The organism is Streptomyces sp. HUAS TT7 (assembly GCF_051550175.1).
Lineage (GTDB): Bacteria > Actinomycetota > Actinomycetes > Streptomycetales > Streptomycetaceae > Streptomyces.
This window is the reverse complement of record NZ_CP196175.1, coordinates 5,175,727-5,202,406: the sequence shown is the minus strand read 5'-3', so window position 1 is coordinate 5,202,406 and position 26,680 is coordinate 5,175,727. Positions and strand designations below refer to the sequence as shown.

Here is a 26,680-nt window from a genome sequence, read left to right as displayed (position 1 = left end):
CTTCGTCGTGGGACGTCATGAACGGTTGGGGTGGTTCTCGGTCGGTGCGGAGTCGGGGGTGAACCACGGCAGCGCGGCCGTGGTCCTGTTCGCAGGGCCCTGGCCCGGCTCGGCGGGCGGCTTCTTCCGCTCGCCCGGCTGCGGGCCCGGCTTCGGGAGCCGTACCGTCACGTCGGGCAGCCGTACGCCGCGGTGCCGGGCCGGGCCCGCCCGCTTCGGCTCGCGCGGGCGCAGCCGGTCGACCACGGCCATGCCGATGCGGAAAACCGCGGCGGGCACCACCAGGCAGAGCAGCACCCAGAAGAAGGTCACGCCCCAGGGGCGGTCCACTCCCCAGGGCTCGGTGGCGAGCAGCTTCTTCGCGTACTGGAGCGAGACCTGGTAGTCGCCGTGGGCGCCGGCCGACAGCTCGAAGTCGAGCTTGACCTCGGCCTTCTGGCCGGGCTGGATGGTGCCCTTCCACTGCCGGTCCTCCCACTGCGGCGCGAACACGCCGTGGGAGGTGCCGAGCTGGAAGACGGGGTCCTTGACGGGGGCCGAGCCCAGGTTGCCGACGGTGAAGACCAGGGTGCGGCTCGGCGGCGCGCCGAACCAGGTCAGCAGGGAGCTGCTGCCGTCGAGGCGTGGCTCGGCGAGGACGGCGAGCTTCCCGTCGCCGGTCGCGGTCGGCAGCGGCGCCACCGGATGCCCGGTGATCTTCAACTCGGTGTCCACGACGGCCTGTTCACCCTGCACGGTCGCCACGTGCACGACGCACGGGCACGGCTTGGGCGGCGGCGCGGCGGGGAGCACTTTGCTGAAGGAGCCCTTGGCGTCGGTGGTGACGGCCTGCCCGTCGGCGTTGGAGCAGGAGTTGGTGCCGCCGATGACGCCGTTGTCGGGATCGGACTGCCCGCAGACGAGCAGCATGAGCAGCGCATTGGATCGCCAGCCCTGGCCGGTGACGGTGACATCGGCCCCCTTGGCGGCCTCGGCCCCGGAGAGCGCGACGCTGGGCTTGCCGTCATCGGCGTACGAGGACCCGGCCGTCGGCAGCGCGAAGAGGCCGAGCAGCAGCAGGACGAGGGCCGGGCCCCTCAGGCGTGGCTTCACTGACGAGCTCCTGTCTGCACCAACTCGGCTTCCAGTACGGGTAGTTCATCGATCTCGGCGGCACCTCGCCCGCGCCGCCGTACGAACCGGAGGACTCCCGCCGCGCCCCCGATCAGCACCAGGCCCGCCCCGCCGGCCGCGGCCCACGGCACGAAGGCGGCGCTCGCCTCGGCGGTGGAGTGCGCGCCGTCGTCCGCGGTGACGTCGAGGCGGACGGTGACCCGGTCGAGGGCGGGCGGGTGCGCCCAGGGTTCGGTCAGCTCGACGCGCTGACCGGGCAGGAGCTCGACCGGCAGGGTCCGCGCCGGGCGGTCGAGGGCGCGCCCGAACACCCCGTCGGCGCGCAGCGCGAGGCGCGGGGCCAGGGCGGTGTTGCCCCGGTTGACCAGGACGTAGCGGATGAGGCCATGGGCCTTGTCGACGCGTACGGACTCCACGGTCAGGGCACTCAACGTCGGCCCCGCCACCCGGAGTTGGAGGCGTACTCCGACCTCGCGGCCGCCCTCGGTGGCGACCAGTGCCGCGGGGTGGTCGCCGGGCTGCGCACCCGCCGGGACGGTGACCGCGAAGGGCACGTCGGCGCGGGTGTGCGGCGGGATCCTCACCTCGGGCGCGGCAAGGGCGATCCAGGGGTCGGGCGCCGGGCGCACGGCGAAGGCCCCGTTCGCGGTGTTGTACGCGGCGGCTCCGCGCAGCTTCAGCGTCAGGGGGGCACCGGTCGGGTTGCTCAGCGAGACCTTGTCCTCCAGGACCGTGCCGGGTGCGCCCTCCAGATAGAAGTAGGGCCTCCCGTCGGCGCTCGGGCGGGTCCCGCCGCCGGATGCGGGCGCGGCGGTCCAGTCCTCGCTCGCTGCCGGTGCGCCGTGCGCGGCGGGCGCCGAGAGCGCGCACAGCAGCAGGGCCGCGGCCGACAGGGCCAGGCGGATCGGACGCATCGGCGGCTCCTCGGGTGCGAGGGAGTTCCCCTGGTCGGGGCGTACGGGAGCGGAGATCAGGCCCGCCGGCCCCGACGGGTCAGCCACAGCACTCCGGCCGCGCCGACCAGGACCACGGTGCCGCCGAGGGTGCCGAGCGCCACGGCCGAGTCGAGGGGGCCGGTCTTGGGCAGGGCGGCGGGGGCCGGGGTGCCGCCCGAATCGCCGCCGGTGCCGCCCGAGCCGGCGGCTCCGGCGACGTCGAGTTCCAGGGAGGGGCCGGGGCTGTTGCTCGCGGTGCAGGTCGTGGTGGTGCCGAGCGCCTTGATGGTGAGGACGCCCGCGGTGAAGGTGACCTTGCCGTTGGCCTTGGGGACGTAGGTACCCGACAAGTCACTGATCTTGATGGGCGTATTGGCCGGTATCTCCGCGGAGTTGGCGGGACCCTTGACCGCGACGGTGCCCTTGTCGGCGCCGCCGAGGTTGATCACCGCGCTCGGGTTCATCGCGCCCGCGCCGAGTGCGACCGGGCTGGAGGAGACGCCCTTCTGGAAGGTCATGGTCACGTTGTAGGAACTGCCGCTCTTGACCGCCTTGATGTCGATGGGCGACACCGCGCTCTTGGCGCCGATCGGCGTCTGGCAGTTGTAGTTGACGTCCACGACGGAGGCCTGGGCCGCCGGTGCGGTGATCAGCACCACCGAGCCCGCGACCGCCGCCGCCAGCGCGAGAGCTGTCCTCTTCTGGTACGACACCTCTGGTTCCCCTCATACCGGTTCTGCCGGAGGCCGCCAAGTTACTGACGGCACATCAGATTGGGCGCTCAAGGTACGCCGGGGACCTTGTCGAGGGAAGACAAAGAACAGGGTGGGATCGAGGTGCGGGCATGCCTGTGGACCGACGGTCCGAACCGCCGGTAACCGTGAACAGGAGTTACGCGGGTGCCGCGAGTTCCGCCCAGACCGTCTTGCCGGCCACCCCCGGCGTGCGCACCACGCCCCAGTCGAGGCACAGCCGCTGCACGATGAACATCCCGTGCCCGCCGGGCCGCCCCGCGCGGTGCGGGGTGCGCGGCGCGGGCTGGCCCGTACCGAGGTCGCTGACCTCCAGGCGCAGCACCTTCGAGGTGCGCGAGACCCGCAGGCCCTCGGGGCCCTCGGCGTGCAGACAGGCATTGGTGACCAGCTCGGAGACGACGAGCAGCACGTCCTCGCAGGCGGCGCGGCCCTCGGCCGTCGCCGCCGGGAGCCAGCCCCAGTCGTAGAGGGCCTGCCGGGTGAAGTCGCGGGCCATCGGGACGATGCCGCTCGCCCCGTTCAGCGCGAGGACGCGTGCGGACGCGGCGGGGCCCGTGCCGTCGGATTCCGACGGCACGGCACCGGGCCGGGCGCCGTGAGGCTCGGGCCCGCGGTCGCCCGGAGCCTGCTCCCGGGTGGTGCTCATCAGCGCTTCACCTCACCGATTCGCCAACGTCTTCAGTCTGCTCTCCTGCCCGGACGAATCGGGGTCAGTCGCACAAGGCGGTATCGAGCGAATCATGCACGGTGAAGACCGCCTCCGCCCCCGTGATCTCGAACACTCGCGCCACGACGGGCTGCATCGCCACCAGGTGGACCCCGCCGCCGAGCTCCTCCGCCTTGAGGCGGGCGCCGAGCAGCACGTTCAGTCCGGTGGAGTCACAGAAGTCGAGCTGCGAGCAGTCGACGACGAGCCGGGTGCGCCCTTGGGCGATGGCTTCTTCCAGGGGTTCCCTGAGCAGATCCGCGGTGTGGTGATCGAGCTCACCCGCCGGCGTCAGGACCTCGCTGCGACCCACTGTGCGGACTCCGACCCGGAGCCGGCCCCGATTCGTGCTGCCGACCGTGCCGCGGTCCATGCCGCCCCTCTTCGCCGATTCGTCGTAACTTCCCAAGAACACTACGCCTTCCCTACGCCTTCCGGAACCCAAACATCCCATCAAAGCGGACATAGCGGGACAAAGAAGCCTTGCGGGAGCGTGCTCGAAGCGGGTAGGGGTAGTAGGGACAGCTATTCAACACGACCGGCCACGGAGGCGCCGCAGACCGCGGACAACACGTATGGGCATCGGCAGCCATATGCCGAGAACGATGGAGGAGACCCATGTCACCCCGGCTCGACGAATCGCAAGCGGATACGTCGATCAAGCAGGACCCGCAGGACATCCGCCCCCCACATGCACGATCGCACGAATCGGAAGGCCTTGAGAACCTTCCCGAGATTCCGCCCTTCACCGAGGTCGGCCCCGTCGACGCACGGGCGCTGTCGAAGACGCTCTTCGCCCGTCTCGACACCCTCGAAGAGGGCACGCACGAGTACTCCTACGTGCGCAACACCCTCGTCGAACTGAACCTGGCCCTGGTCAAGTTCGCCGCATCGCGCTTCCGCTCCCGCAGCGAGCCGATGGAGGACATCATCCAGGTCGGCACCATCGGCCTGATCAAGGCGATCGACCGCTTCGAGTTCGACCGCGGCGTGGAGTTCCCCACTTTCGCGATGCCGACCATCGTCGGCGAGATCAAGCGCTTCTTCCGCGACACCTCCTGGTCCGTGCGGGTCCCGCGCAGGCTTCAGGAACTCCGTCTGGACCTCGCCAAGGCGGGCGACGAACTCGCCCAGCAGCTGGACCGCTCGGCCACGGTGGGCGAGCTCGCCGAACGCCTGGGCATCACCAAGGAAGAAGTCGTCGAAGGCATGGCGGCGAGCAACGCGTACACCGCGAGCTCGCTGGACGCGCAGCCCGAGGAGGACGACTCCGAAGGCGCGCTCACCGACCGCATCGGCTACGAGGACCACGACCTCGAAGGCGTGGAGTACGTCGAGTCGCTGAAGCCGCTGATCGCCGAACTCCCCTCCAGGGACCGGAAGATCCTCTCGCTGCGCTTCGTCGCCAACATGACGCAGTCCGAGATCGGCGAGGAACTCGGCATCTCCCAGATGCACGTCTCCCGGCTGCTCTCCCGCACCCTGCGCAAGCTCCGCAAGGGGCTGACACTCGAAGAATAAGACCGACCGGTCCATGAGTGCCGCACAGCTGTCCGAAGGGCCCGTTCCGTCAAGGTGCGGGCCCTTCCGCATTGTTGACGGAGCGGTGCGGACTGGGTCACATTGAGCGCTGGGGATGCGGGGGGTCTGGGGGGACTTCATGGCGTACGAAGAGCTCGAAGCGTCGATGCGCGAACGGCTGGGGCGCGAGTGCCTCTATGTGCCGTCCTGCCGGCTCGGCCTGTACGTGGCGCTCAGGCACTGGTGCCCGCCGGGCGGCCGGGTGCTGATGTCGCCGGTCAACGACGACGTCATCTTCTTCGTGGTACTCGCGGCCGGCCTGCGCCCGGTCCAGGCGCCGCTCGATCCGCACGACGGATCCATCGACCCGGCCGCCGTACCGGACGAACTCTGGCCACAGCTGTCCGCCGTCCTCACCACCAACCTCTACGGCAACCCCGACCCGGCACCCGAACTGGCCGCCAAATGCGGGAAGTTGGGGATCCCGCTCATCGAGGACGCGGCCCACGCCATCGGCAGCGAGGCCGCCGGGCGCAAGGTCGGCACCTTCGGCCAGGCCTCCGTGTTCAGCCTCTCCAAGCACACCGCGGCCAAGGCGGGCGGCTTCCTCGCCATCGCCGACGAGGGCCTGCGCGAGGCCCTCGCCAAGACCCGCGACGCCCTCCTCGCCCCCCGGCGCCCCGGCGCCGAACTCGCCTACCGGGCACGGCCGTACGCGGAGGCGACCGTACGCGGCCTGCGTCTGGCGCCCGCCGCCTGGGCGGTGCTCCGCATGCTCGGGCAGCAGGAGCGCGAGGACATCCGGATGCCGCTGCGCCCCGGTGAGCTGCGCCGTGCGATCGAGTCCGCGCCGGGCCTCACCCCCTTCCACTCCTGGGCCCGGGTCGACATGCACGACTACCGGGCCACCCCGGGCAGGGGCCGACTCGCCCGGATCCAGCGGAAGTTGGGGAAGCTCGACGCCGTACTCGACGCGCACCGCCGGGGCACCGGGCAGTTGCTCGCCACCGAGTGGGCACGGCCGAAGCCGGGCCCCGTCCAGCCGCTGTTCCGGGTGCCGCTGCTCGTCGAGGACCGGGACGCGGCCCGCGCGGCGCTTGCCCGGGAGCGGATCACGGTGGGCTATCTGTACGACCCGCCGCTCGACGACTACGCGGGCGAGGCCTTCACCGACCCCTCCCCCGCGCCCGAGGCGGGCCGCTGGTTCGCCCGACATGCCCTGCCCGTCGACCCGTTGAAGGCCGCGCGCACCATCGAGGTGCTGCGCGCGGCGGGCACCCGGCCCGCGAGGGGCGGCCCCGCCGGTGTCTGACACGGCCAGATCCGAGATCGAGGACATCGCCGCCGTGCCGTCCGACCAGGCCGTCACGGACGGCCCCCCGCCCACGGGCGGCGGCGACTCGATGTTCCGCAACGCCTACGCCCTCATGCTGTCCACGGCCGTCTCGGCCGCCCTCGGCCTCGGCTTCTGGCTGGTCGCGGCCCGCTACTACAGCGAGGAGGCGGTCGGGCAGGGCTCGGCGGCCATCGCCGCGATGAAGCTGCTCGCCTCGATCACCGCCACCACCATGATCGGCGCGGTGGTGCGCTACGTACCCCGGGCCGGCCGCTCGACCGGCCCGCTCGTGCGGCGCGCCTACGTCGCCAGCACCGTCGTGGTGGCGGTGGCCTGCGTCGTCTTCCTGTTCACGCTGCCGCTGTGGGGGCCCTCGTACGCGCCGCTGTCCGGGCTCACCGCCGGGGTGGTCTTCACGGTGTCGTCGGTGGCCTGGGCGATCCTGACCCTCCAGGACGGCGTCCTGACCGGCCTGCGCAAGGCGATCTGGGTGCCGGTCGGCAACGCGGTGTTCTCGCTCGGCAAGCTGCTCCTGCTCGCCGTGTTCTCCGCGCTCGCGCTCGGCGTCTTCATCTCCTGGGCCGCGGCGATGGCGCTCTCCATACTGCCGCTCGGCTGGCTGATCTTCCGCCGGCTGATCCCCGCGCAGGCCGCCGCCGACCGCGACCGGCCGGTCCCGGAGCTGCGCGAGATCGGCCGATTCCTGGCCGGGGACTCGGTCGGCGCGCTGTTCTCGCTCGCCATGATCAACCTGCTTCCGGTGATGGTCGCGGTGCGCTTCCCGGCCGCCCAGAACGGCTTCTTCTTCATCGCGTACACGGTCGGCGGGACCATGGAGTTCATGGCCATCAACATGGCCTCCTCGCTCACCGCGCACTCCTCGCACAGTCCCGACAAGCTCGCCGACGGGGTGCGCGGGGCGCTGCGCCGGATGGCGCTCCTGCTGATCCCGGTCGTGCTGTTCCTGGTCCTGTTCGCGCAGCAGATCCTCGGCCCGTTCGGCGGCGACTACGCCCAGCACGGCACGCTGGTGCTCCAGTTGCTGGCCGCGGCCGCGATCCCGCGGGTCGCCGTCGAGCTGTACATCGGCGTCCTGCGCGTCCAGGGCCGCACCGGCATGCTGGCGATCCTCCAGGGCGCGATGTGCACCCTGGTCCTCGGCAGCGCCGCCGTGCTGCTCGGCGTGTTCGGCATCTCCGGCGCCGGCTGGGCCCAGCTGTGCGCGATGACCGTGATGGCGCTGTGCTGCGTGCCCGGCCTGCGCGCAGCCCTCGCGGGCCGCGCCACCGTCCGGCCCCCGCGCCCCTCCAAGGCGGCCGAGTTCGGCACCAGTTGGGCCATGCTGGCGCAGGCCGCCCGGACCGAGGAGGCCCAGGAGTACGGCACCCGCTGGGCCACCCAGACCGCGTATCTGCGCGGCGGCATGGACACCGCGACCCCTGCGCTCGGCATCCCCGTGTACGTCCCCGGCGCCCACCACCCCGAACAGGGCTCCGCGACCACCCTGCGCCTGCGCATCCTGCCCGACCCGGAGGCCCGCGAGAGCGACGAGTCGCTCCTGACGACCGCCCTGTGGCTGCTGCTCGGGCTGGCCGCGGGCCTGTTCTGGGTGCCGCTGTCGCGCGCCGCGGACGTCCCCGGCGGCAACCTCAACGGCACCGGCCTCCTGCACTACCTGCCGCCGGTGAGCCTCACCGCGGGGGTGCTGCTCATCGTCGTGTGCAGCGCGGCGGTCTCGCTGTACCGGCCGCGCCCGGGGCTGCTCGTGGCCGGGCTCTGGGTGACGGTGGCGGGCCTGCACACCGCGCCGGTCATCCTCGGCGTACCGCCAGACCCGGTGTCGGGCCCCTGGCACACCCCGCTCGTCCGCTTCCTCACCGAGACCGCCGGGCTCGCCTCGCGCAACGGAGTGGAGCGCTGGCTGCCCATCGCGCTGCAACTGCTCTGCCTGGCCCTGGCGACGGTGGCCCTGCGGGCGCTGCGGGTGCACTGGCGGGTCACCGCGGTCGTGGTGTGGGTGCTGGCGGTGGCGGGCTGGGCGGCACAGCACGCGTTCGCCGAGGTGGCCCTGCCGGTCTTCGCGGGGCTGTCCGCGGCGACGGCGGCGGCCCTGGTGAACCGCTGGTTCACCGACCGGGAACGGGCTGCTTGAAGTAGCCGTCCGAGCCGGCCTCCTTGTAACCAGCAAGCGGGGGACCGGAGTTGACGGTGAGGTCACACCCCTTCCCCGGCACGGACCGATTCCACATGACCAGGGCTTTGGCGTCGGGCAGAGCGGACTTGGCGACGTCCGGCACCTGCTCGTACCACTGCCGGGCCCGCTCGGGCTGCTGTGGATCAGGGGCGGTGGCGAACTCGGAGAGCATGATCGGCTTGCGGTCGGAGATGTTCGCCCGCAGCCAGTCGTAGGTGGGCTTCTGGCTGCGCGAGAAGTCCTTCCAGTCGGTCGTGCTGTGACAGAGGAAGTAGTTGTACTGGTCCATGCCGATCCAGTCGACGTAACTATCGCCCGGATAGAGCCGCTTGAAGAGGTCACCGTTGGCGAGGTAGCCGGAGACGGTCCACACCCACACCACGTTGTCCACACCGAGCTCCTCGAACCGGTCGTGGAGGTGGCGGTAGGCGGCGACGTACTCCTCGGGCGTGCCGGCGTCCGGGGTGCGGGCGTCGACCTCCTGGTCGAAGGAGAGGAAGACCCGCTTCCCGTAGGCCTTGATGCGCCGGGCCTGCGGATCGATGATCGATTCGTCGTACGCCCCCGAGGCGACCTTCGCCCACCCCAACTGGTCTTCCGTGTAGCCCTCGTGGTGCGGCTTGCGCCAGACCGTGGACTCCCAGGCCAGCATGAGCAGCCGGTCCCGGCCGAGCTCCTGCTCGTCGGGGGTGAGCAGCTCGCCGTCGAGCGGCTTGTTCGACATGTCGTGGTACGTGTACAGCAGGTCGAGCCTGCGCCCGATCTTGCCCTCGAAGTCGCGTACGGGGTCCTTCAGGGAGCCGTTCTCGGCGTACGGGACGTACGCGCCCCACCAGGCTCCGCACGGCGGGGCGAGCTTGGCGTCGGGGGCGCAGCGTCCGCTCGGCGCGGGGCCGGAGGCGGCGTTGGCGGGCAGCGCGTTGCGCTTCTCGGGCTTGTCGAGCCAGACCGCGAACCCGGCGACCAGCCCGGCCACGACCAGCAGGGTGGCCGCGGTGACCGCACGCCGGGTCACCGCCCGGCCCCGGGTTTGGCCCGTTTCGTACGCTCCACGGCGCCCCGGGTCGCGGCCGGCAGGGGCAGCCCCGGGAAGGCGCAGGCCACGGTCGAGAACGCGGCGAGCGAGATCAGGAAGGCGGTGGCGGAGAACCCGTGCACGAGAAAGAGGCAGGTGGACACCAGCGCCCCGAACGAGAGGCTGAGCGGCGCGACGAGGGCGAGCGCCTCCAGGCGGGCCCCGGGTCGCAGGGTGCCGCGCTGCGGGTAGAGCAGCGCGAAGCCGGGGCCGAGGGCGACGAAGAGCAGTACGGGGATCCATCGGGCCGGGCTCGCCGCGGGGAGCGCGGTTGCCGCGAGGGCCAGCCAGCCGGACAGGGCGACGGTGACTCTGATGTGCGTCTGAGTGAGGGTCATTGCGGCGACCTCCGGGTCGGTGAGGGTGGTGATCCTGAACGTGCGTTGCTGCCAGACCGCGGGCCGTCGCCTTTCGCGCAGTTCCCCGCGCCCCTGGCAGGGTTGACCTTGGCGGGGTGCCCATGCGGGCATCCGCAGCCCCTCAGGCGACGACGGACGTCAGCCCACTCCAGCCCGTCCGGCGATTGAGGACGAGCGCCCTTAAGGCGCGAACGGGGTCTGGGGCGGAGCCCCAGGAGTCCTTCAACCCCCGGAGGGTCTAGGAAAGGGGCGGGGTGGGGGATCAACCAGGGCGCGGGGCCACATACTGCAGCACCGTTCCGTACGCGTTCCCGTCGATCACCCGGAACCTCGGCGAAGCCACAAGCTTCGACTTCAGCTCCGCGAAGCCCCCCGCGGGGAGCAGCCCCTCCCCCGCCGTATAGAAGTCCTGCGTCCGCGTGAGGATGAAGTACACGGGCCGCCCGTCCTTGGGCAGCTGCGGCTCCAGATACCCCACAGGATCCCGCAGCATGATCGCGTTCTGCGGCTCCTCCTGCTCCGCGACATACCAGTGCTCCAGCTGGTCGTACCGGTGCAGCGCCTGCGGGAAGGACCCGGTGACGGCCAGGATCATCGACCCCTTGGGCGCGTTGTCGAGCACCTTCGTCACCATCGCCGTCTCGGCCGGCGGCGTGTAGTACATGCGCTCCTTGCCGTAGTACGCGGGGATGAACCCGGCCACCAGCAGGACGAGCACCAGCGGCAGCGCGACGGCCGCGACCCGCTGTCGCACCACGGGTCTGATCCGCCCCTTCCCCTGCCCCGCCGCCGCGGGCACGAGCGCCGCCGCCGCGAAGAACGCGGCGCCCGGCAGCCCGAACAGGTAGACCCGGAAGAGCATTTCGCCGCCGTAGTCGTTGACGGCGAACAGCGGCACCGGCGCGATCGAGACCAACAGCAGCGGCAGTGCGCTCTTCACCAGTTTTCGGCGCAGGACGACCGCGACCGCCGCCAACCCGGCGATCACCAGGACCATGACGACATCGGCCCGGCCCTGCAACACCGGCCCAGGACCGGTGAGTTCACCCGCGTACCCCGCTCGCGAGTTGTTGAGGAGGTTGCCCACCGACTCCTTCAGCGAGGCCAGCGTCTCCACGAACAGGGGCCGGCCCATCGTGACGTCCCAGATCAGCATGATCACGGCCGTGACGACGAGCAGCCCGGGGTTGCGGTAGCGCCGGGTCAGGTTGAGCGCGAACAGGGCGACGCACAGCATCACCGGTGTGAGCTGGTGGGTGAAGTTGATGGCGGCGATCAGCGGGGCCAGGATCGCGATGCAGACCGCCCGCTGGCGGCCCGTGGTGGGCGGCGGGACGCTGGCGGCGGCCGGGTCGAGGTTGGCCCGCGAGCGCAGCTCGCCCGCGGCCCCGGGCCGTACGAAGTGCCGGAAGACCACGGCCAGTACGGCCAGGTCCAGGATGAGCGCCATGCCCTGGGGCGAGAAGTAGTCCTGGCCGACCCAGTTGGCGACCTCGAAGATCCACACGCCGGTCCACACGAGGCGCCAGTCCTCGGCGAAGGTGCGGTAGATCAGGACCAGCACGGGGATGAGGACGACGCCGTAGAAGAGCGAGGCCCAGTTGAGGTACGAGGCCGCGGCGTCCACGCCGAAGGCGCGCACCAGGCCCGCGTTGAGCGTGAAGAAGCCGGGCCACTGGTCGTACGCCGCCATGTTGCCGGACAGCGGCACGCCCGGCCGCAGCTCCTGGTTGGCGAGGAGGTGGTTGACCACCGCGTCGTGCTTGGAGGACCAGGGGTAGCGCACCGAGTTGTACAGGATCGCGGTCGGCGCCTTGAGGGCGAAGAGCAGGGCGACGCTGTAGAGGCCCGGCCACCAGGGCGCGGTGCCCGCCCGCCGCAGGCTGACGACGAAGCCGCCGGTCAGGACGGCGAGGGAGAGGTAGAACGCGGCGGGCAGCTGGTCGATCAGGCCCCAGTCGTCCATGTGCCGGTAGTCGATGTGCGGCAGCGAGTACACCCATAAGGCGGTCGCGATCACCAACGGCAGCCAGGTGAACAGGATTTGAGGCTGTATCAGATCCGGTCTCGACCAGCGCCGCGCGCCCTTCGTCGGCGCGTCCGCCGTCTGCTCCTTGGCCGTGCCGCCGGGGTGCTGCTTGCTCCCCTGGACCGGCGTGGGCACACGTTGCTGCACAGTGCGACTCCCCCCACAGATGTGGTCACGGCCGTCACGCCGCTGTCCCCTGGCTGTTCTGCTGGCTGTCCCCTTGAGCGAAGTATAGGAACACTCTTCGCGTTTGCACGGCTACACCGCAGACCGCCCCCACTCTCCTCACCCCGCGAAAACCGGCCCCTTCACGAGGGCTCTGGTCCGCCGGTAGAGCCGCCAACCGACCGTCTGCGGCGAGTCGTTGTACGGGGCGACCCGTGCCCCCTCCCCGCGCATCCATGCCTCGATGTCGGCGACGGTGTGCGTGCGGCGCAGGATGAGCCGGGCGATCCGGTACGCCTCGTCGCGCTCCGAGCTGAGCGCGTGCCGCACCGCTACGGCGCTCTCGTACCCCGCCGCACGCGCGGCCCGGCGCACGGCGCGGCTGTTGTAGCCGTGCGGGTAGGCGAGATGGTCGACCCGATGACCGAGGGCATCCTCCAACTCGGCTTTGGATTCGATGAGTTCACGTCTGAGCGCGCGCACGGTGAGCGTGTCGAGCTGGGGGTGCGAGACGGTGTGGCCGCCGACCTCCATCCCGTACTCCTCAAGGAGCTTCGCCTGGTCGAGGGTCATCATCGGCGCGGGCGGCAGCAGGCTCTGCCTGCCGGGCGTGATCGCGCCGGTGGTGAGGTAGGCGGTGGCGGGCATGCCGCGTTCGGCGAGCGCCTCGGCGGTGCGGCCCGGCAGGTCGGCGAAGCCGTCGTCGAAGGTGAGCGCGACCGGCCGGGGCGGCAGCGGGGCCCGTCCGGCGAAGTGCGCGGCGAGCGTGCTCATGGTCACCGGCGTACGTCCGCTGTCGCGGATCGCGTCTAGCTGGGCCCCGAACTCCCTTGGCGCGACGGTGAATTCGGCGATCCAGTCGGGCGGGTCGTCCATCACCGCGTGGTACAGGAGCACCGGGATGCGGGGCGCGTCGGTGCTCATCGGGCCGCCTCCCAGGGCAGCCGGTGGCCGCGCACCCGGCGCCGGGCGCGGAGGTAGCCGAGCGGCCCGTACAGCATGCCCCGGCGCTCCAGGCGGGACAGCGAGCGCGGCCACGGGTAGCTCTGCGAGCCGTGCTCGCCCGGCACGGACTGCTCGCCCGCGTCGCGGTGGGCGCTGATGGCCAGCGCGTGCGCGAGGCCGCGCGGCGCCCGGGCGAGCAGCGCGGGCAGCAGCGCCGGGCGGCGCACGATGATCGCGGTGAGGTAGGCGGTGAGCCCGGCACCGTATCCGTACGCCTGGTTCTCCAGGTCCTGCCAGGTCTCGCGGTGGTGGTGCCACACCAGCGCCTCCGGCGTGTAGCTGAGCCGGTGGCCCGCGACGACGACCCGGGCGAACGCGTACAGGTCGTCGCCGCCCCTGGCCGGGGTTCCGGTGCCGGTGGCCGGGTCGAAACCGCCGACCGCGCGGATGGCGCGCGCCCGGAAGGCCATGTTGGCGCCGGATCCGAACCGCCCCGCCGTGAACGGGAACAGCGGCTCGTCGGCCGGTGGCCGGCGCGGGTCGAAGTGGCGCGGCGCGAAGCCCTTGGTGAAGCCGCCGTGGCTTTCGAGCAGGATCTGCGCCGGGGTGGTGAGGCGGGCGGGCAGGATGAGCCCGGTGACGCAGCCGAGCCGCGGATCGTCGACGAAGGGCGCGGCCAGCGAGGACAGCCAGCGCCGGTCGGCGATCACGTCGTCGTCGGTGAACGCGAGGATCTCGCCGTGCGCCGACGCGACACCCCGGTTGTGGGCCGCGGCGAGACCCGGCACGGGCTCGACGGCGTAGCGCACCCCGAGGGCCGCGTAGCGCTGCTCGACGAGTTCGCGGGTCTGGTCGGTTGCGGGGTTGTTGTCGACGACGAGGATCTCGTAGTCGGGGTGGTCCTGGTCGAGCAACGAGTCGAGCGCGCGGGCGAGTTGGCTGGCCCGCTCCCTCGTGGCGACGACGATGCTGGCGCGCGGCAGGCTGAGCGAGGGCGCGGGCCGCTCCTCGGGCACGAACCCGGTGAGCTGCTTGCGGGCCGCCGTGGCGAGCACCTCGGCCGCGTCGTCACCCTCCCTGACCTGCCCGAGCACCGTCCCGACCGGCCGCCCCCGCAGCCTGACCAGGACGTACACCTCGCCGGGCCCGACCGGCGGCCCGCCCGGCGCGGGCGTGAGCGACAAAACGTCCCCGTCCAGGCCGTCGAGATCCAGCTCCCCCACGCTGATCCCCTGCCTGATGCCCTGCGGTCTCACAAGGCTCTGGGCCTCCGGGCCTTGCGATGACTGCGACGACCTGTCCGACACTGTGCTTCCCCCCGTGCTCCGGGTCTCCTGATGTGCTCAATGCCCCCCGCGGGGCTACTTTCCGGCACCGCGCAACCGCCCGGCCCGCTTGAGGCTGCGCTGTGCGAACTCGGCGAGCCTCGGCCGCTTCCGTACGAATCCGTGCGCCCGGCGGGACGGCTCGCGGCCGATCCAGTGCAGCACCGCGCCCGCGCCGGGCCTGGTGGACGCCCCCTCGTACACCGGTATCTCGCCGGTCTTCAGCGCGTCCTTGTACTCGGCGGCCCCCCGCCCGAGGTCGAGCATCCCGATGCCCTCGGCCGCGGCGGCCTCCGCCATCCGCAGATGGAGCACAAGCCCCGGCGAGAACTTGGCGAACTCCGGGTCGTACGCCGGGAACCAGCAGGCCAGGACGGTGCGCGAACGCAGCCCGAAGTGGGCCGCTACCGGCCGCTCCCCCGCGTACAGCACGGAGAGCACCCCCGAGCAGCCGGGCGCGCGGGTGTGGGCGAGCTGCTGCACCAGGGTGTTGATCCAGTCCTGCGCGAACCGGTCGCGCCGTCCGGTGCGGCGGTACTGCGCGGACTTCCACTCCATGAGCCGGGCCAGCGCCGCCGGGTCCCGCTCGTCGAAGACGAACCGGACCTCCCCGGCCTGCCGGCCAAGGCGGCGCTCCTTGGCGGCGGTCGTCTTGAAGAACTTCGGCGACTGCTGCCGCAGGATCGTTTCGTACGACGCGTACCCGGCCCCCACGTCGATGACGAAGGAGGCGTACTCGGCGGCGGCGTCCGGCACGAACAGCGACTGCCCGGCCTCCAGATTGTCGAACTCCCAGGAGGACAGACCACAGGCCCGCATCAACTCATCGCACTCAAGGCCGAGTTGGGGGCGGGCGATCATCCCCTGACAGTCCGAGACCCCGAACCCGATGGCACGCCCCTGCCCCAACTTCCCTTTCTCGTACGGGAAGAAGGCCACGGGCTCGCCACCCTCGTACACCACGGCCACCCGCGCCGAAGACCGCACGCGCCCCACAGCCAGAGTGAACTCCGGCTCCATGAAAGGATTCTCCGGCGCCTGCGACTTGGCCCGCAGCTCGCGCCAGACTTCCAGTTCCCCGGCACTCAGATCGCCGGGCCTGACCACTCGTATGCGACCCCGTGCACCGTCGGCGGCGCCGCTCCCGCGCAGACTGCTCAACTTTCGACCCCCCGGTCTCCCCCTGAGCCACGCTGAACCTGGACGGTACCGGTCGATTTCACCCGACGGTAGGTACCCTCCCTCAGTTTGTGACCGTACGGTGAAGGTTGGTACGCCGTCGTCGTTTTGGCCCCGTCTTGGGATGGAGGGCGGGTGGGGCGGACGGGCCCGGACGTACGGGCGGGGCGCTCGGCGTGAGGTAATGCACGGTATGAGCTACTTCATGACCGACCTGTCGGGCACCTCCGTCGAGGAGCCCGACGAGGCGATGATGCGCACGATCCTCGACGGCCTGGCCGATGCCGACGACGAGCACCCCGACGTCTCCCTGACCCACGAGAACGGCTGGTCCCTCAGCGCCTTCCCGAGCGGCGAGCTGCTCTGGCTCCTGTGGGAGAACCTGGACGACCCGGACGCGCCCCCGCGCCAGCTGACCGGCGTGTCCAAGGACGAGGTGCTGCGGCTCTTCGGGCTGCTCGCGACGGGCGACACCGCGGAGATCGAGCGCCTGGCCACTTCTTGAGGGGCACTGCTTGAGAGGCACTGCTTGAGGGGCGCACGGCGCATATCCATCGGGCAATCGCGCTCCTGAGCGCCGCCTACGCGCTGGAACCTTCTCCTCGGGGCCGTGGCGTCCTAGGACATGTAACCGGAGGCGCAGCGGTCCGGGGAGGGCCGCGCGGACGAGGGGGGCACAGCCGATGGAGAAGAGGCTGTGGCAGCGGAGTCTATGCGTGGCGGTGGGCACGGCGGCAGTGCTGCCGGCCATCACCGGGGTGCCGGATCCGGCGGCACCCGAGCGCATGGTGACCACGGCGGCGACGGCCGCCGCGGTCGGCTCCGCCTCCTCCGTGTCCACGCCGGGGCCCGGCCCTTCCACGCCACTGGCCGGGCCCACATCTCCTGAGCCGACGCACGCCGCGGCGCCGAAGCCCGTCCCGCGGCCGTCCGCGAACCCCGTGTTCACGGTGTACCCGACGGCCAAGCGCGGCGGGCCCCTCCATGTGAACGGGAGCGGCTTCGACTGTGCGGGAAGCGGCGACGGGTTCGCCGGGCCGATCACCCTGACCGGCGACCTCTTCCCGCCGGTCAAGGGGTGGACCGACGCGTCGGGCGCCTTCACGTACAGGTACGTGGTGCCTGCGAACGCCGCACCCGGGACGTACACGGTCGTCGCGACCTGCGCCTCCCGCCCCTCGGTGCGCCGGAGCGGAACCTTCCGGGTCCTCCCGCCGGAGCCGCCTCAGCCACCGGTTCTGCCGCCGCCCGCGGTCTCGCTCGACCCGGGATCCGGTGCACCCCGCAGCACCGTGAATGTCCTCGGTACGTCGTTCCAGTGCGGTACGGCGGCCCGCGTCCTGTGGGACGGAACGGACGTCGCCTCCGGGACCGTGTCGAAGGCGGACTGGAAGCTCAGGACTTCCTTCGCGGTGCCGGCGGGGGCCGGGGCGGGGCCGCACAAGGTGACCGTGACCTGCCAGGGGCTGTCCGTCGCCGTTCTGGGGGGCCACACCACGCCCGGGGAGCAGCTCACGGCCTCGGCACCGTTCACGGTGCCCGCGACGGCGGTCACCCCGCCGGTGTCGCCGACACCGTCCACGCCCACGCCCACGCCGGACGACAAGGGCTCCCCGACGTCCCCCGGCCAGGCCACGGACCACCACCCCGGCACCCCCACATCGCCGGGGCCGACCCCGAGCGGCTCGTCGGACGGGCCGACCACGCGGCCGGGGACGCGCTCCGACCCCACCCCCAGCGACGGGAACAGCCCGGACCCCACCCTCACGCCCGGCCTCTCCGGCACGGCGCCGCCGCCCCCGGCCGGAGGTGGCGGAGGCGGAAGCGGAAGCGGAGGCGGAAGCGGAAGCGGCGGAAGCCATCACGGTCACGGAACCGACCTCGTCGGAAGTCTGCGTACGCCCGCCGAAGTGTCGTGGGCGCTCAAGGACCTGGCCGGTTCGGCCGGGCTTGCCGTCTGGTTCCTGCTGATGGTGCTGCTTCTGGAGAAGGCGTTCCCCTCGCAGCTCGCCGAGAACGCGCTGACCCGCTGGTGGCGCAGGCGGCGGCAGCACACCGGCCCCGCCAGGATGCCCAGCTGGCTGCGGATGGGCTGCTACGCGGTCGGTGGCGGGGCTCTCGTCGTGTGGGCGGACGCCACCACGCACTGGAGCGCACAGACCGCCATCAAGGTGACCGGGGCGGCGGCCGGGATGCTGCTCATTCTCGTGACGTACGAGAAGACGAAGGACTCCCTGCTGCGGCCGGGCCGGGGCGGTGTTCCGGCCGAACTCCGCGTGGTTCCGGCCGGGTTGGCGCTCGCCGTGGTGATGGCGGCGCTGTCGAGGTGGCTGGAGTCCCCCGTGCCGTACGTCTACGGGCTCGTCGCGGTGTATCTGGTGCTCGGCGCTCCGCCACGCGTCACCGGGGGCGTGCCGAAGGGGCAGGCCGTGCTGGTCGGCGGGATCTGCACGCTGGCGGCCTCGCTCCTTGTGTGGACGCTGGGCGCGCCCCTGGTCGAGGCGGGGCGCGACGCCGATCCCGGGGACCTGTCGTACGTGCTCGCGTACACGGTCGGCCTGGCGGTGGTGGGCGGGGTCGAGGTGGTGGTGTTCGGGATGCTGCCGCTGTCCGGCATGGACGGGCGGGTGCTCAAGGAGTGGAACAGGCCCGCCTGGTACGCGCTGTATCTGGTGGCGCTGACCTTCTTCTTCCACGTGCTGCTCAGCCAGGTGCACCCGGGCGCGGGCGCGCATCTCCTGGTGTCGAAGGACCTGCGCTGGCTGACAGTCGCCATCGCGACCGGTCTCTTCGTGCTCGCCTGGGCGCTCTCGCTGGGGCTTCGCCGCTGGGTGGCCCGCCTGGAGCGGCGGGCCGCGGCAGCGTGAACGGCCGGCCGGTCAGGCCCTGCGGCCCGCCCGCCAGACCTCGCTCACCAGCGGGACGCCGGGCCGGTAGGCGAGGTGGACGTGCGAGGGCGCGTCCAGGAACGCCAGGTCGGCGCGGGCGCCCGGGGTGAGACGGCCGATGTCGGTGCGGCGCAGCGCGGCGGCGCCGCCCGCGGTGGCGGACCAGACCGCCTCGTCCGGGGTCATCTTCATGTCCCGTACGGCGAGCGCGATGCAGAACGGCATCGAGGACGTGAAAGACGACCCGGGGTTGCAGTCGGTGGACAGGGCGACGGTCGCGCCCGCGTCCAACAGCCGCCTGGCGTCCGGCCATTGGGCCCGGGTGGAGAACTCGGCGCCGGGCAGCAGGGTGGCGACGGTCCCGCTGTTGGCGAGGGCGTCGACGTCCGCGTCGGTGAGGTGGGTGCAGTGGTCGGCGGACGCGGCCTCCAGCTCGACGGCGAGCTGCACGCCGGGCCCGTACGTCAGCTGGTTGGCGTGGACGCGGGGCATGAGCCCCTTGGCCTTGCCGGCGGTGAGGACGGCACGCGCCTGATCCCCGTCGAAGGCCCCCTTCTCGCAGAAGACATCGACCCAACGGGCGTACGGGGCGCAGGCGTCGAGCATCTCGCCGGTGACCAGGTCGACATATCCGGCCGGGTCGTCGGCGTACTCCGGGGCCACGATGTGCGCGCCCAGGTAGGTGACCTCGTCGGTGTGCTCGGCCGCGATCCGCAGCGCGCGGGCCTCGTCCTGGACGGTGAGCCCGTACCCGGACTTGGTCTCCAGGGTGGTGGTGCCCTGCCGCAGCGCCTCGGCGAGGTACCGGGCGACGTTGTCCCCCAGCTCCTCGTCGCTCGCGGCGCGGGTGGCGGCGACGGTGGTACGGATGCCGCCGGCTGCGTATGCCTGGCCGGACATGCGGGCGTTGAACTCCTGGGTGCGGTCGCCCGCGAAGACCAGGTGGGAGTGGGAGTCGACGAAGCCGGGGATCACGGCTCGGCCGTGGGCGTCGTGGGCGGTGTCGGTGGGCGGGGCGTCCTGGCTTCGCCCGACCCAGGCGATGTTTTGGCCCTCGATGACGAGGGCGGCGTCCTGGATGAGGCCGAGGGGGCCGGTTCCCCTGTCGGGGTCGTTGGTGACGAGGGTGGTGATGTTGTGTACGAGGGTGCTGCTCATGGTGTCCTTTCCTTTTCCCCACCCCGCCCCTCCCCTAGACCCTCCGGGGGCGAGTGTTTGGGCTGCGGCCCGGTGGTCGTCTCCTGGGGCTCCGCCCCAGACCCAGTCAGGCCCCCACCCCACCCCTTCCCGAGACCCTCCGGGGGGTGTGGGTGAGCTGGTTGTCTCGTTCGCCTGCGGGCCGTAGGTGGCCGCTCGCGCCCACGCGGCGGAGCCGCACATGTCACAGCCCCGCGCCCCTAACAGGGTTGATCCTGGCGGGGTGCATCTCCAGCCCGTCCGGCACTTCGCGAGGCGCCTGTACAGGCATTCCCAGCCCGTCCGGCGATTGAGGACGAGCGCCCTTCAGGCGCGAACGGGGTCTGGGGCGGAGCCCCAGGGGACGACCACCGGGCCACAGCCGGGCATCAATCCCCCGGAGGGTCTCGGGAAGGGGCGGGGTGGGGGGCTTCTACGATCTCAGCGCTGCGATCGCCGCGGCCAGTTCCGACGGCACGTCGGGTATCAGGGCATGGGACCCGTCCCGCACCACCTGGCGGCCGCCCACCACGACGTGCCGGACGTCGGACGCCGCCGCCGCGAACACCGCCGTCTCCGCGGCAAGCCGAGGAACCGCCCCCGCCGTCCGGACCGAGTCGAGGGCGATCGTCGTGAGGTCGGCCAGGGCACCCGGCTCGATCCGGCCCGCCTCGGCCCAGCCGAGGGCCGCCTGGCCATCCGCCGTCGCGGCCCGCAGCAGCGCCGCCGCGGTCCAGTGCCCCCGCGTCCGCGTACGGAGGCGCTCGTCGAGCTCCATCGCCCGCGCCTCCTCCAGGATGTCGATCACCGCATGGCTGTCGCTGCCGAGCGACAGGGGGGACCCGGCCCGCTGGAGGGCGAGCGCGGGGCCGATGCCGTCCGCGAGGTCACGCTCGGTGGTGGGGCACATGCAGGTGCCCGTACCGGTGGAGCCGAGCAGCGAGATGTCCCCGTCGGTCACGTGCGTGTTGTGGACGCCCGTCGTGCGCGGCCCCAGCACCCCGTGCTCGGAGAGCAGCTGAGTGGGCGTCAGACCGTACGCGTCGAGACACGCGTCGTTCTCCGCCGTCTGCTCGGACAGGTGCACGTGCAGCGGGGCCTGCCGCGCCTCGGCCCACCCCGCGACCGTGCCCAACTCCCCTGCGGGGACGGCTCGTACGGAGTGGATGGCCGCGCCGATCCTGGCGTGCTCGCGGTCCTTGAGGGCCGAGCAGCGTTCCGCCCAGGCCTCGGCCGTACCGTCCGAGAAGCGGAGCTGGTGCCGGTTGGGGGCGGCGCCGAAACCGGAGGAGAGGTAGGCCGTGTCGAGCAGGGTGATGCGGATGCCCGCCTCGGCGGCCGCCGCGATGAGCGCCTCGCCCATCGCGTTGGGGTCGGCGTAGGGGGTGCCGCCCGGCGCGTGGTGGACGTAGTGGAACTCGCCGACCGCGGTGATCCCCGCGAGCGCCATCTCCGCGTACACGGCGCGGGCGAGGGCGTGGTACGTGTCCGGGGTGAGCCGGGACGCGACCTGGTACATGACCTCGCGCCAGGTCCAGAAGGTCCCGGAGCCGACCTGCACGGTGGAGCGCAGGGCGCGGTGGAAGGCGTGCGAGTGGGCGTTGGCGAGCCCGGGGACCGTGAACCCGCGCAGCGCCACGGCACCGGGCGGCGGTGTCTCAACTCCCTTGCGGACAGCGGCGATTCGGCCGTCGTCGGCGACCTCCACGACCACGCCCGGCTCGGCCTCGGGGTCGAGCCAGGCGTGTTCCAGCCAGTACGTCACCTGCACGCCAGGCCCTCCAGTACGTCGGCGAGTGCGAGCACCCCGGCGACGCAGTCGTCCTCGCCGGCGAACTCGGCCGGGGAGTGCGAGACGCCGGTGGGGTTGCGTACGAACAGCATGGCGGTCGGGATCGAGCCGGACAGGATTCCGGCGTCGTGTCCCGCGCCGGTCCCCAGGACCGGGGTGTGGCCGCCGAGGATCTTGGCGATCTCGTCGCGCAGGGCGTGCTCGAACTCCACGACGGGCGTGAAGGACTCGCGTACGACGCTGAGGTCCACGCCGTCGCGCTCGGCGCGCTCCTTGGCGGCCTGCTCGATCGCGGCGACGACCGTGTCCAGGGTGGACTGGTCGGCGGCCCGCGAGTCCAGCCAGCCGCGCACCAGGGAGGGGATGGCGTTGACCCCGTTGGGCTCGCAGGAGATCTTGCCGAACGTGGCGACGGCGCCCGCGAGTTCCGCCTCGCGGCGGGCGGCGAGGACGGTCTCGGCGTACGTCAGCATCGGGTCGCGGCGGTCGACCAGGCGGGTGGTGCCGGCATGGTTGGCCTCCCCCGCGAAGTCGAACCGCCAGCGGCCGTGCGGCCAGATCGCGGAGGCGATGCCGACGGCGTCGCCGCTGAGGTCGAGCGCCCGCCCCTGCTCCACGTGCAGCTCCACGAACGCGCCGATGCGGGCGAGGCGTTCGGGGTCGGGGCCGATGGCGTCCGGGTCGTACCCGGCGCGCTCCATGGCCTGCGGGAGGCTGACGCCGTCCGCGTCGCGCAGGCGGTGCGCGGCGTCGACGGTGAGCTGTCCTGCGGCAAGCCGTGACCCGACGCAGGCGAGCCCGAACCTCGCGCCCTCTTCATCACCGAAGTTGGTGATGGCGAGGGGCCTGTTGAACCGGGCCCCTCTGCGCCGGAGTTCATCGAGCGCGGCGAAGGACGACACGACGCCGAGGGGGCCGTCGAAGGCACCGCCGTCGGGGACGGAGTCGAGGTGCGACCCCGTGACGACGGCGTCCCCGGCCGCCGGGTCTCCGGCCCAGGCCCACTGGTTGCCGTTGCGGTCGAGCTCGTACGTCAGGCCACGGGACTCGGCCTGCGCGCGGAACCAGTCCCGGCAGTCCGCGTCCGCGGCGGTCCAGGCGAAGCGGCGGTAGCCGCGGGTGTCGGGGTTGCGGCCGATGGGCGCAAGCTCGCGCCACATCTCCTGAAAGGAGGCCCCACCCCGCCCCCTCCCGTGACTCTCCGGGGGTGAGAAGTCCGAGTGCGACCCGGCGGCCACGGGGCTCCGCCCCGGACCCCGCTCCTCAAACGCCGGAGGGGCTGATTCTGCGGTTCGGTCGGCCGCGGACCGCACGTGGCCGGTCGCGCAGTTCCCCGCGCCCCTGGCAGCGTCGGAGGGGTCCGGGGGCAGCGCCCCCGGGGTGGGGTTCGGCGGGGTCACTCGCCCTCCCGCATCGGGATGCGGACCCCGCGCTCGTCCGCCACCCGCTCCGCGATGTCGTACCCGGCATCGACATGCCGGATGACACCCATGCCGGGGTCGTTCGTCAGGACGCGCCGGATCTTCTCGCCCGCCAGCTTCGTGCCGTCCGCCACGGACACCTGGCCCGCGTGGATGGAGCGGCCCATGCCGACGCCGCCGCCGTGGTGGATGGACACCCAGGACGCGCCGGAGGCGACGTTCACCATCGCGTTCAGGAGCGGCCAGTCGGCGATCGCGTCGGAGCCGTCGAGCATCGCCTCGGTCTCGCGGTACGGGGAGGCCACCGAGCCGCAGTCCAGGTGGTCGCGGCCGATCGCGAGGGGCGCGGCGAGGGTGCCGTTGCCGACCATGTCGTTGAACATGTCGCCCGCCTTGTCGCGCTCCCCCTGGCCGAGCCAGCAGATACGCGCCGGGAGGCCCTGGAAGTGGACCCGCTCGCCGGCCATCTTGATCCAGCGGTGCAGGGATTCATTCTCCGGGAACAGGTCCAGGAGCGCCTTGTCCGTCTTCGCGATGTCGCTCGCCTCGCCGGAAAGGGCCGCCCAGCGGAACGGTCCCTTGCCCTCGCAGAACAGCGGGCGGATGTACGCCGGCACGAAGCCGGGGAACGCGAACGCCCGCTCGTAGCCCGCCAGTTGGGCCTCGCCGCGGATGGAGTTGCCGTAGTCGAAGACCTCGGCGCCTGCGTCCATGAAGCCGACCATCGCCTCGACGTGCTGGGCCATCGACTCGCGGGCCCGGGTCGTGAAGCCCGCCGGGTCCTTCGCCGCGTACGACGCCATGTCGTCGAAGTCCACCCCGACGGGGAGGTAGGAGAGGGGGTCGTGGGCCGAGGTCTGGTCGGTGACGATGTCGATCGGGGCGCCTTCCGCCAGCATCCGCGGGAGCAGTTCCGCCGCGTTGCCCAGCAGGCCGATGGAGAGCGGGCGGCGGGCGTCGCGGGCCTCTACGGCCAGCTGGAGGGCGTGCTCCAGGGAGTCCGCCTTCACGTCCAGGTAGCGGTGCTCGATGCGGCGCTCGATGGCGCGCGGGTCGACGTCGATACAGATCGCGACGCCGTCGTTCATCGTCACGGCCAGCGGCTGGGCACCGCCCATGCCGCCGAGCCCGGCGGTGAGGGTGATCGTCCCCGCCAGCGTGCCGTTGACCCCTTTACCAATTGAATGCAGCTTGGCGGCCACGGCGGCGAACGTCTCGTACGTGCCCTGGAGGATGCCCTGCGTGCCGATGTAGATCCAGGAGCCGGCCGTCATCTGGCCGTACATGGTGAGGCCGAGGGCCTCCAGACGGCGGAACTCCTCCCAGTTGGCCCAGTCGCCGACCAGGTTGGAGTTGGCGATCAGGACGCGCGGCGCCCACTCGTGGGTCTGCATGACACCGACGGGACGGCCGGACTGGACCAGCATCGTCTCGTCCTGCTTGAGCGTGCGCAGCGTACGCACCATGGCATCGAAGGAGCGCCAGTCACGGGCGGCCTTGCCGGTGCCGCCGTAGACGACGAGCTTGTCGGGGTGCTCCGCGACCTCGGGGTCGAGGTTGTTCTGGAGCATGCGCAGCGCGGCTTCCTGCTGCCATCCCAGGGCGCTCAGTTCCGTGCCGCGCGGTGCCCGTACGGGGCGGGGTCCTGACATGGCGGTGCCTCCTCGTGACCTGATCCGGATATTCACATCCTGTGTCACTGAATAGAACTAGTCAATAGATGCGTACCCTCTGCGCTCGGGGCCACCCGGTGATTGGCTTGATCGCATGACTTCCCAGGCAACGTCCCGCACCGCCGGGACCGCCGCGGCGGAGCGCCGCGAACAGGCCGTGCGGGCCGCGGTGGAGCAGGGCCTGGCCGGGCCCGACGCCCCCATCGTCGCCCTCCTCGACACCACAGGCATCCGCGCGGGCGCCGCCGCCCTGCGGGCCGCCTTCGCCACCGTCACCAGCGCCCCGGTGCTGCACGCCTTCGCCGTGAAGGCCTGCCCCCTCGTCCCCGTACTGCGGCTGCTGCTCGCCGAGGGCCTGGGCGCCGAGGTCGCGAGCCCGGGCGAGCTCGCGCTGGCCAGGGCCGCCGGTATCCGCCCCGCCGCCACCGTGCTCGACTCCCCCGCCAAGACCCCGGCCGAGCTGCGCGAAGCGCTGGCACTCGGTATCGCCGTCAACGCGGACAACCCCCAGGAGCTGGCCCGCCTGGACGCTCTGATCTCCTCGGCGCCGAGCACGTCACCCCTGGGCATCCGCGTCAACGCACAGCTCGGCGCGGGGTCCATCGACGCGCTGTCCACGGCGACGGCCACGTCCAAGTTCGGCGTGGCGCTGCTCGACGAGGGTGCCCGGGACTGGGTCGTCCGGGCGTACGCGGAGCGCCCCTGGCTGACCCGGCTGCACACGCACTCCGGGTCGCAGGGCGTGGCGCTCTCCCTCATGGCGCGGGGCGTGCGGGCCGTCTACGAGCTCGCCGAGGAGATCAACGCGGCGGTGGGGCGGCAGCAGGTCGACACGATCGACATCGGCGGCGGCCTCCCCGTCAACTTCGGCTCCGACGAAGAGACGCCTACGTACGCCGCCTACGCGAGCCTCCTCAAGGAGGAGGTGCCCGGACTGTTCGACGGGCGGTACGGCCTGGTGACCGAGTTCGGCCGCTCACTGCTCGCCAAGCACGGCCTCGTCCTCGCCCGGGTCGAGTACGCGAAGAGCTCCGGGGGCCGCCCCATCGCGGTCACCCACGCCGGGGTGCAGATCGCCGCCCGCACCGTGTACGCGCCCGCCTCCTGGCCGCTGCGGATCGAGGCGTACGACGCGAAGGGCCGCCCCAAGCCGGGCCCGCCGGTCGCCCAGGACATCGCGGGGCCCGCCTGCTTCGCCGGGGACCTGCTCGCCGAGAACCGCCCGCTGCCCCTGCTCGACCAGGGCGACTTCACCGGAGTCCTGGACACGGGCGCGTACTACTTCGCCCACCACTACTCGTACAACTCCCTGGCCAGGCCCGGGATCTACGGCTTCACAGCCACGGCGGACGGGGTGAGATTCGCGACGGTGCGCAGCCCGCAGTCCATCGCGGACCTGGTCGAGGAGGCGGGCGGCGCCCACGCGGACGCGCTGCTCTGAGCGTCCGGGCGCCGCCTCTCAGCGGCGCCGGGCCCCGCCGGGCGCCGCGTCCCCCGCACCGGGCCCGGTCGCCCGGAAGCCCCGCACCTTCTTGCCCACCGGCGCACCCTTGGGCACCCAGTCCGTGCGGACCCAGATCAGCGCGTCGCCCGTACGCTCCAGACGGCCCAGCCAGCCCGCCTTCAGCCACAGCCCCGCACCCGCGCCGGCCATCAGCAGGCCGCCCGCGCCGGGCAGCGCGAAGGCCGAGCAGGACGCCACCAGGAAGCCGAGCAGCAGCCACCAGCGCCAGGCCCGCCGCCAGGTGCGTACGGTCACCGAACGGTCCTGGAGGAAGTCCGCCTTGGCGGCGCGGGACGCGGCCTTCGCGAAGTGGGTGTAGCGGCGGCGCCGGGCCAGGAACACGACGGCCGCCGTGACGATGAACAGCGCGGCGCCCGCGAGCAGCCCGATCCGGCGGCCCGTCAGGCTCACCGGGAGCACGGCCCCGAGGCCCGCGGCCAGCAGGCCGAACCACCACAGCGGGGCCGCCCCGGCCCGTACGATCACCGCCACGCGCGCCAGCGCCTGCCCTCCGCGCCCCACGTCCCACCTCCATGCCTCGCATTACTGGCGCGGAGGTTAGCCGGGCATTCTGAGCGGTTCCTTAAGG

The 26,680-nt window shown here is 72.3% G+C and carries 22 protein-coding genes; 6 read left to right on the top strand and 16 right to left on the bottom strand.

What is annotated here, in order from left to right; genetic code table 11:
• Window positions 1-15: 15 nt before the first annotated feature.
• The 5 genes from ACSHXC_RS23525 to ACSHXC_RS23505 form a co-directional block, all read right to left on the bottom strand.
• The gene (locus ACSHXC_RS23525) at window positions 16-1,092 is read right to left on the bottom strand and encodes a hypothetical protein (RefSeq protein WP_438293505.1); all 1,077 of its coding nucleotides are present in this window, start codon (window positions 1,090-1,092) and stop codon (window positions 16-18) included.
• Entirely contained in the window at window positions 1,089-2,027 is a 939-nt protein-coding gene (locus ACSHXC_RS23520; protein ID WP_438293504.1) for a COG1470 family protein, read from the bottom strand. Before ACSHXC_RS23520 ends, ACSHXC_RS23525 begins: the two co-directional genes overlap by 4 nt.
• A gap of 56 nt (window positions 2,028-2,083) precedes the next feature.
• Window positions 2,084-2,761 carry a peptidase gene (locus tag ACSHXC_RS23515; RefSeq protein WP_438293503.1) on the bottom strand — a complete coding sequence of 226 codons (678 nt, stop codon included), beginning with the start codon at window positions 2,759-2,761 and terminating at the stop codon, window positions 2,084-2,086.
• A gap of 178 nt (window positions 2,762-2,939) precedes the next feature.
• On the bottom strand, window positions 2,940-3,449 hold the full coding sequence (locus ACSHXC_RS23510; RefSeq protein WP_438293502.1) for an ATP-binding protein: 510 nt from the start codon (window positions 3,447-3,449) through the stop codon (window positions 2,940-2,942).
• 64 nt (window positions 3,450-3,513) lie between these two features.
• Window positions 3,514-3,882 (bottom strand): STAS domain-containing protein, encoded by a 369-nt coding sequence (locus tag ACSHXC_RS23505; RefSeq protein ID WP_438296774.1) that lies wholly within the window; start codon window positions 3,880-3,882, stop codon window positions 3,514-3,516.
• A 245-nt stretch (window positions 3,883-4,127) separates the two neighbouring features.
• Between ACSHXC_RS23505 and ACSHXC_RS23500 the strand changes: the two genes are divergently transcribed.
• From ACSHXC_RS23500 to ACSHXC_RS23490, 3 genes are all read left to right on the top strand, one after another.
• The gene (locus tag ACSHXC_RS23500; protein ID WP_438293501.1) at window positions 4,128-5,030 is read left to right on the top strand and encodes an RNA polymerase sigma factor SigF; all 903 of its coding nucleotides are present in this window, start codon (window positions 4,128-4,130) and stop codon (window positions 5,028-5,030) included.
• Window positions 5,031-5,169: 139 nt separating this feature from the next.
• Complete coding sequence (locus ACSHXC_RS23495; RefSeq protein WP_438293499.1) at window positions 5,170-6,342, top strand: DegT/DnrJ/EryC1/StrS family aminotransferase; 1,173 nt, start codon at window positions 5,170-5,172, stop codon at window positions 6,340-6,342.
• Window positions 6,335-8,518: a lipopolysaccharide biosynthesis protein gene (locus ACSHXC_RS23490; RefSeq protein WP_438293498.1), complete on the top strand. Its 2,184-nt coding sequence runs from the start codon at window positions 6,335-6,337 to the stop codon at window positions 8,516-8,518. Before ACSHXC_RS23495 ends, ACSHXC_RS23490 begins: the two co-directional genes overlap by 8 nt.
• On the opposite strand, the gene ACSHXC_RS23485 is transcribed toward ACSHXC_RS23490, so the two are convergent.
• The 6 genes from ACSHXC_RS23485 to ACSHXC_RS23460 all read right to left on the bottom strand — a co-directional run bounded on the left by ACSHXC_RS23485 (window position 8,493) and on the right by ACSHXC_RS23460 (window position 15,565).
• Complete coding sequence (locus ACSHXC_RS23485) at window positions 8,493-9,575, bottom strand: glycoside hydrolase family 26 protein (protein WP_438293497.1); 1,083 nt, start codon at window positions 9,573-9,575, stop codon at window positions 8,493-8,495. The genes ACSHXC_RS23490 and ACSHXC_RS23485 overlap by 26 nt on opposite strands.
• Complete coding sequence (locus tag ACSHXC_RS23480; RefSeq protein ID WP_438293496.1) at window positions 9,572-9,973, bottom strand: hypothetical protein; 402 nt, start codon at window positions 9,971-9,973, stop codon at window positions 9,572-9,574. Before ACSHXC_RS23480 ends, ACSHXC_RS23485 begins: the two co-directional genes overlap by 4 nt.
• A gap of 283 nt (window positions 9,974-10,256) precedes the next feature.
• Complete coding sequence (locus tag ACSHXC_RS23475) at window positions 10,257-12,170, bottom strand: hypothetical protein (protein ID WP_438293495.1); 1,914 nt, start codon at window positions 12,168-12,170, stop codon at window positions 10,257-10,259.
• Between the two features lie 138 nt (window positions 12,171-12,308).
• On the bottom strand, window positions 12,309-13,112 hold the full coding sequence (locus ACSHXC_RS23470) for a polysaccharide deacetylase family protein (protein WP_438293493.1): 804 nt from the start codon (window positions 13,110-13,112) through the stop codon (window positions 12,309-12,311).
• Entirely contained in the window at window positions 13,109-14,362 is a 1,254-nt protein-coding gene (locus ACSHXC_RS23465; RefSeq protein WP_438296772.1) for a glycosyltransferase, read from the bottom strand. The genes ACSHXC_RS23470 and ACSHXC_RS23465 overlap by 4 nt, the downstream gene beginning before the upstream one ends.
• 132 nt (window positions 14,363-14,494) lie before the next feature.
• Window positions 14,495-15,565, bottom strand: a complete 1,071-nt coding sequence (locus ACSHXC_RS23460) for a GNAT family N-acetyltransferase (protein WP_438296770.1) — start codon at window positions 15,563-15,565, stop codon at window positions 14,495-14,497.
• 265 nt (window positions 15,566-15,830) lie between these two features.
• Between ACSHXC_RS23460 and ACSHXC_RS23455 the strand changes: the two genes are divergently transcribed.
• A complete protein-coding gene (locus tag ACSHXC_RS23455) occupies window positions 15,831-16,142 on the top strand; it encodes a hypothetical protein (RefSeq protein WP_438293491.1) in 312 nt (103 codons plus the stop codon).
• Between the two features lie 178 nt (window positions 16,143-16,320).
• Window positions 16,321-18,504: an FGLLP motif-containing membrane protein gene (locus tag ACSHXC_RS23450; protein WP_438293489.1), complete on the top strand. Its 2,184-nt coding sequence runs from the start codon at window positions 16,321-16,323 to the stop codon at window positions 18,502-18,504.
• 12 nt (window positions 18,505-18,516) lie between these two features.
• Here ACSHXC_RS23450 and hutI read toward each other — a convergent pair whose 3' ends face one another.
• From hutI to hutU, 4 genes are all read right to left on the bottom strand, one after another.
• Window positions 18,517-19,683 carry an imidazolonepropionase gene (gene hutI, locus ACSHXC_RS23445; RefSeq protein WP_438293488.1) on the bottom strand — a complete coding sequence of 389 codons (1,167 nt, stop codon included), beginning with the start codon at window positions 19,681-19,683 and terminating at the stop codon, window positions 18,517-18,519.
• A 451-nt stretch (window positions 19,684-20,134) separates the two neighbouring features.
• Entirely contained in the window at window positions 20,135-21,472 is a 1,338-nt protein-coding gene (locus ACSHXC_RS23440) for a formimidoylglutamate deiminase (protein ID WP_438293487.1), read from the bottom strand.
• Entirely contained in the window at window positions 21,463-22,653 is a 1,191-nt protein-coding gene (locus tag ACSHXC_RS23435) for an allantoate amidohydrolase (protein WP_438293486.1), read from the bottom strand. The genes ACSHXC_RS23440 and ACSHXC_RS23435 overlap by 10 nt, the downstream gene beginning before the upstream one ends.
• A 236-nt stretch (window positions 22,654-22,889) precedes the next feature.
• Complete coding sequence (gene hutU / locus ACSHXC_RS23430; protein WP_438293485.1) at window positions 22,890-24,566, bottom strand: urocanate hydratase; 1,677 nt, start codon at window positions 24,564-24,566, stop codon at window positions 22,890-22,892.
• 115 nt (window positions 24,567-24,681) lie between these two features.
• On the opposite strand from hutU, the gene ACSHXC_RS23425 reads away from it, so the two are divergent.
• Window positions 24,682-26,028, top strand: coding sequence for a diaminopimelate decarboxylase (locus ACSHXC_RS23425; protein WP_438293484.1), 1,347 nt, complete (start codon window positions 24,682-24,684; stop codon window positions 26,026-26,028).
• 18 nt (window positions 26,029-26,046) lie between these two features.
• Here ACSHXC_RS23425 and ACSHXC_RS23420 read toward each other — a convergent pair whose 3' ends face one another.
• Window positions 26,047-26,613 carry a hypothetical protein gene (locus ACSHXC_RS23420; protein ID WP_438293483.1) on the bottom strand — a complete coding sequence of 189 codons (567 nt, stop codon included), beginning with the start codon at window positions 26,611-26,613 and terminating at the stop codon, window positions 26,047-26,049.
• Window positions 26,614-26,680: the final 67 nt, after the last annotated feature.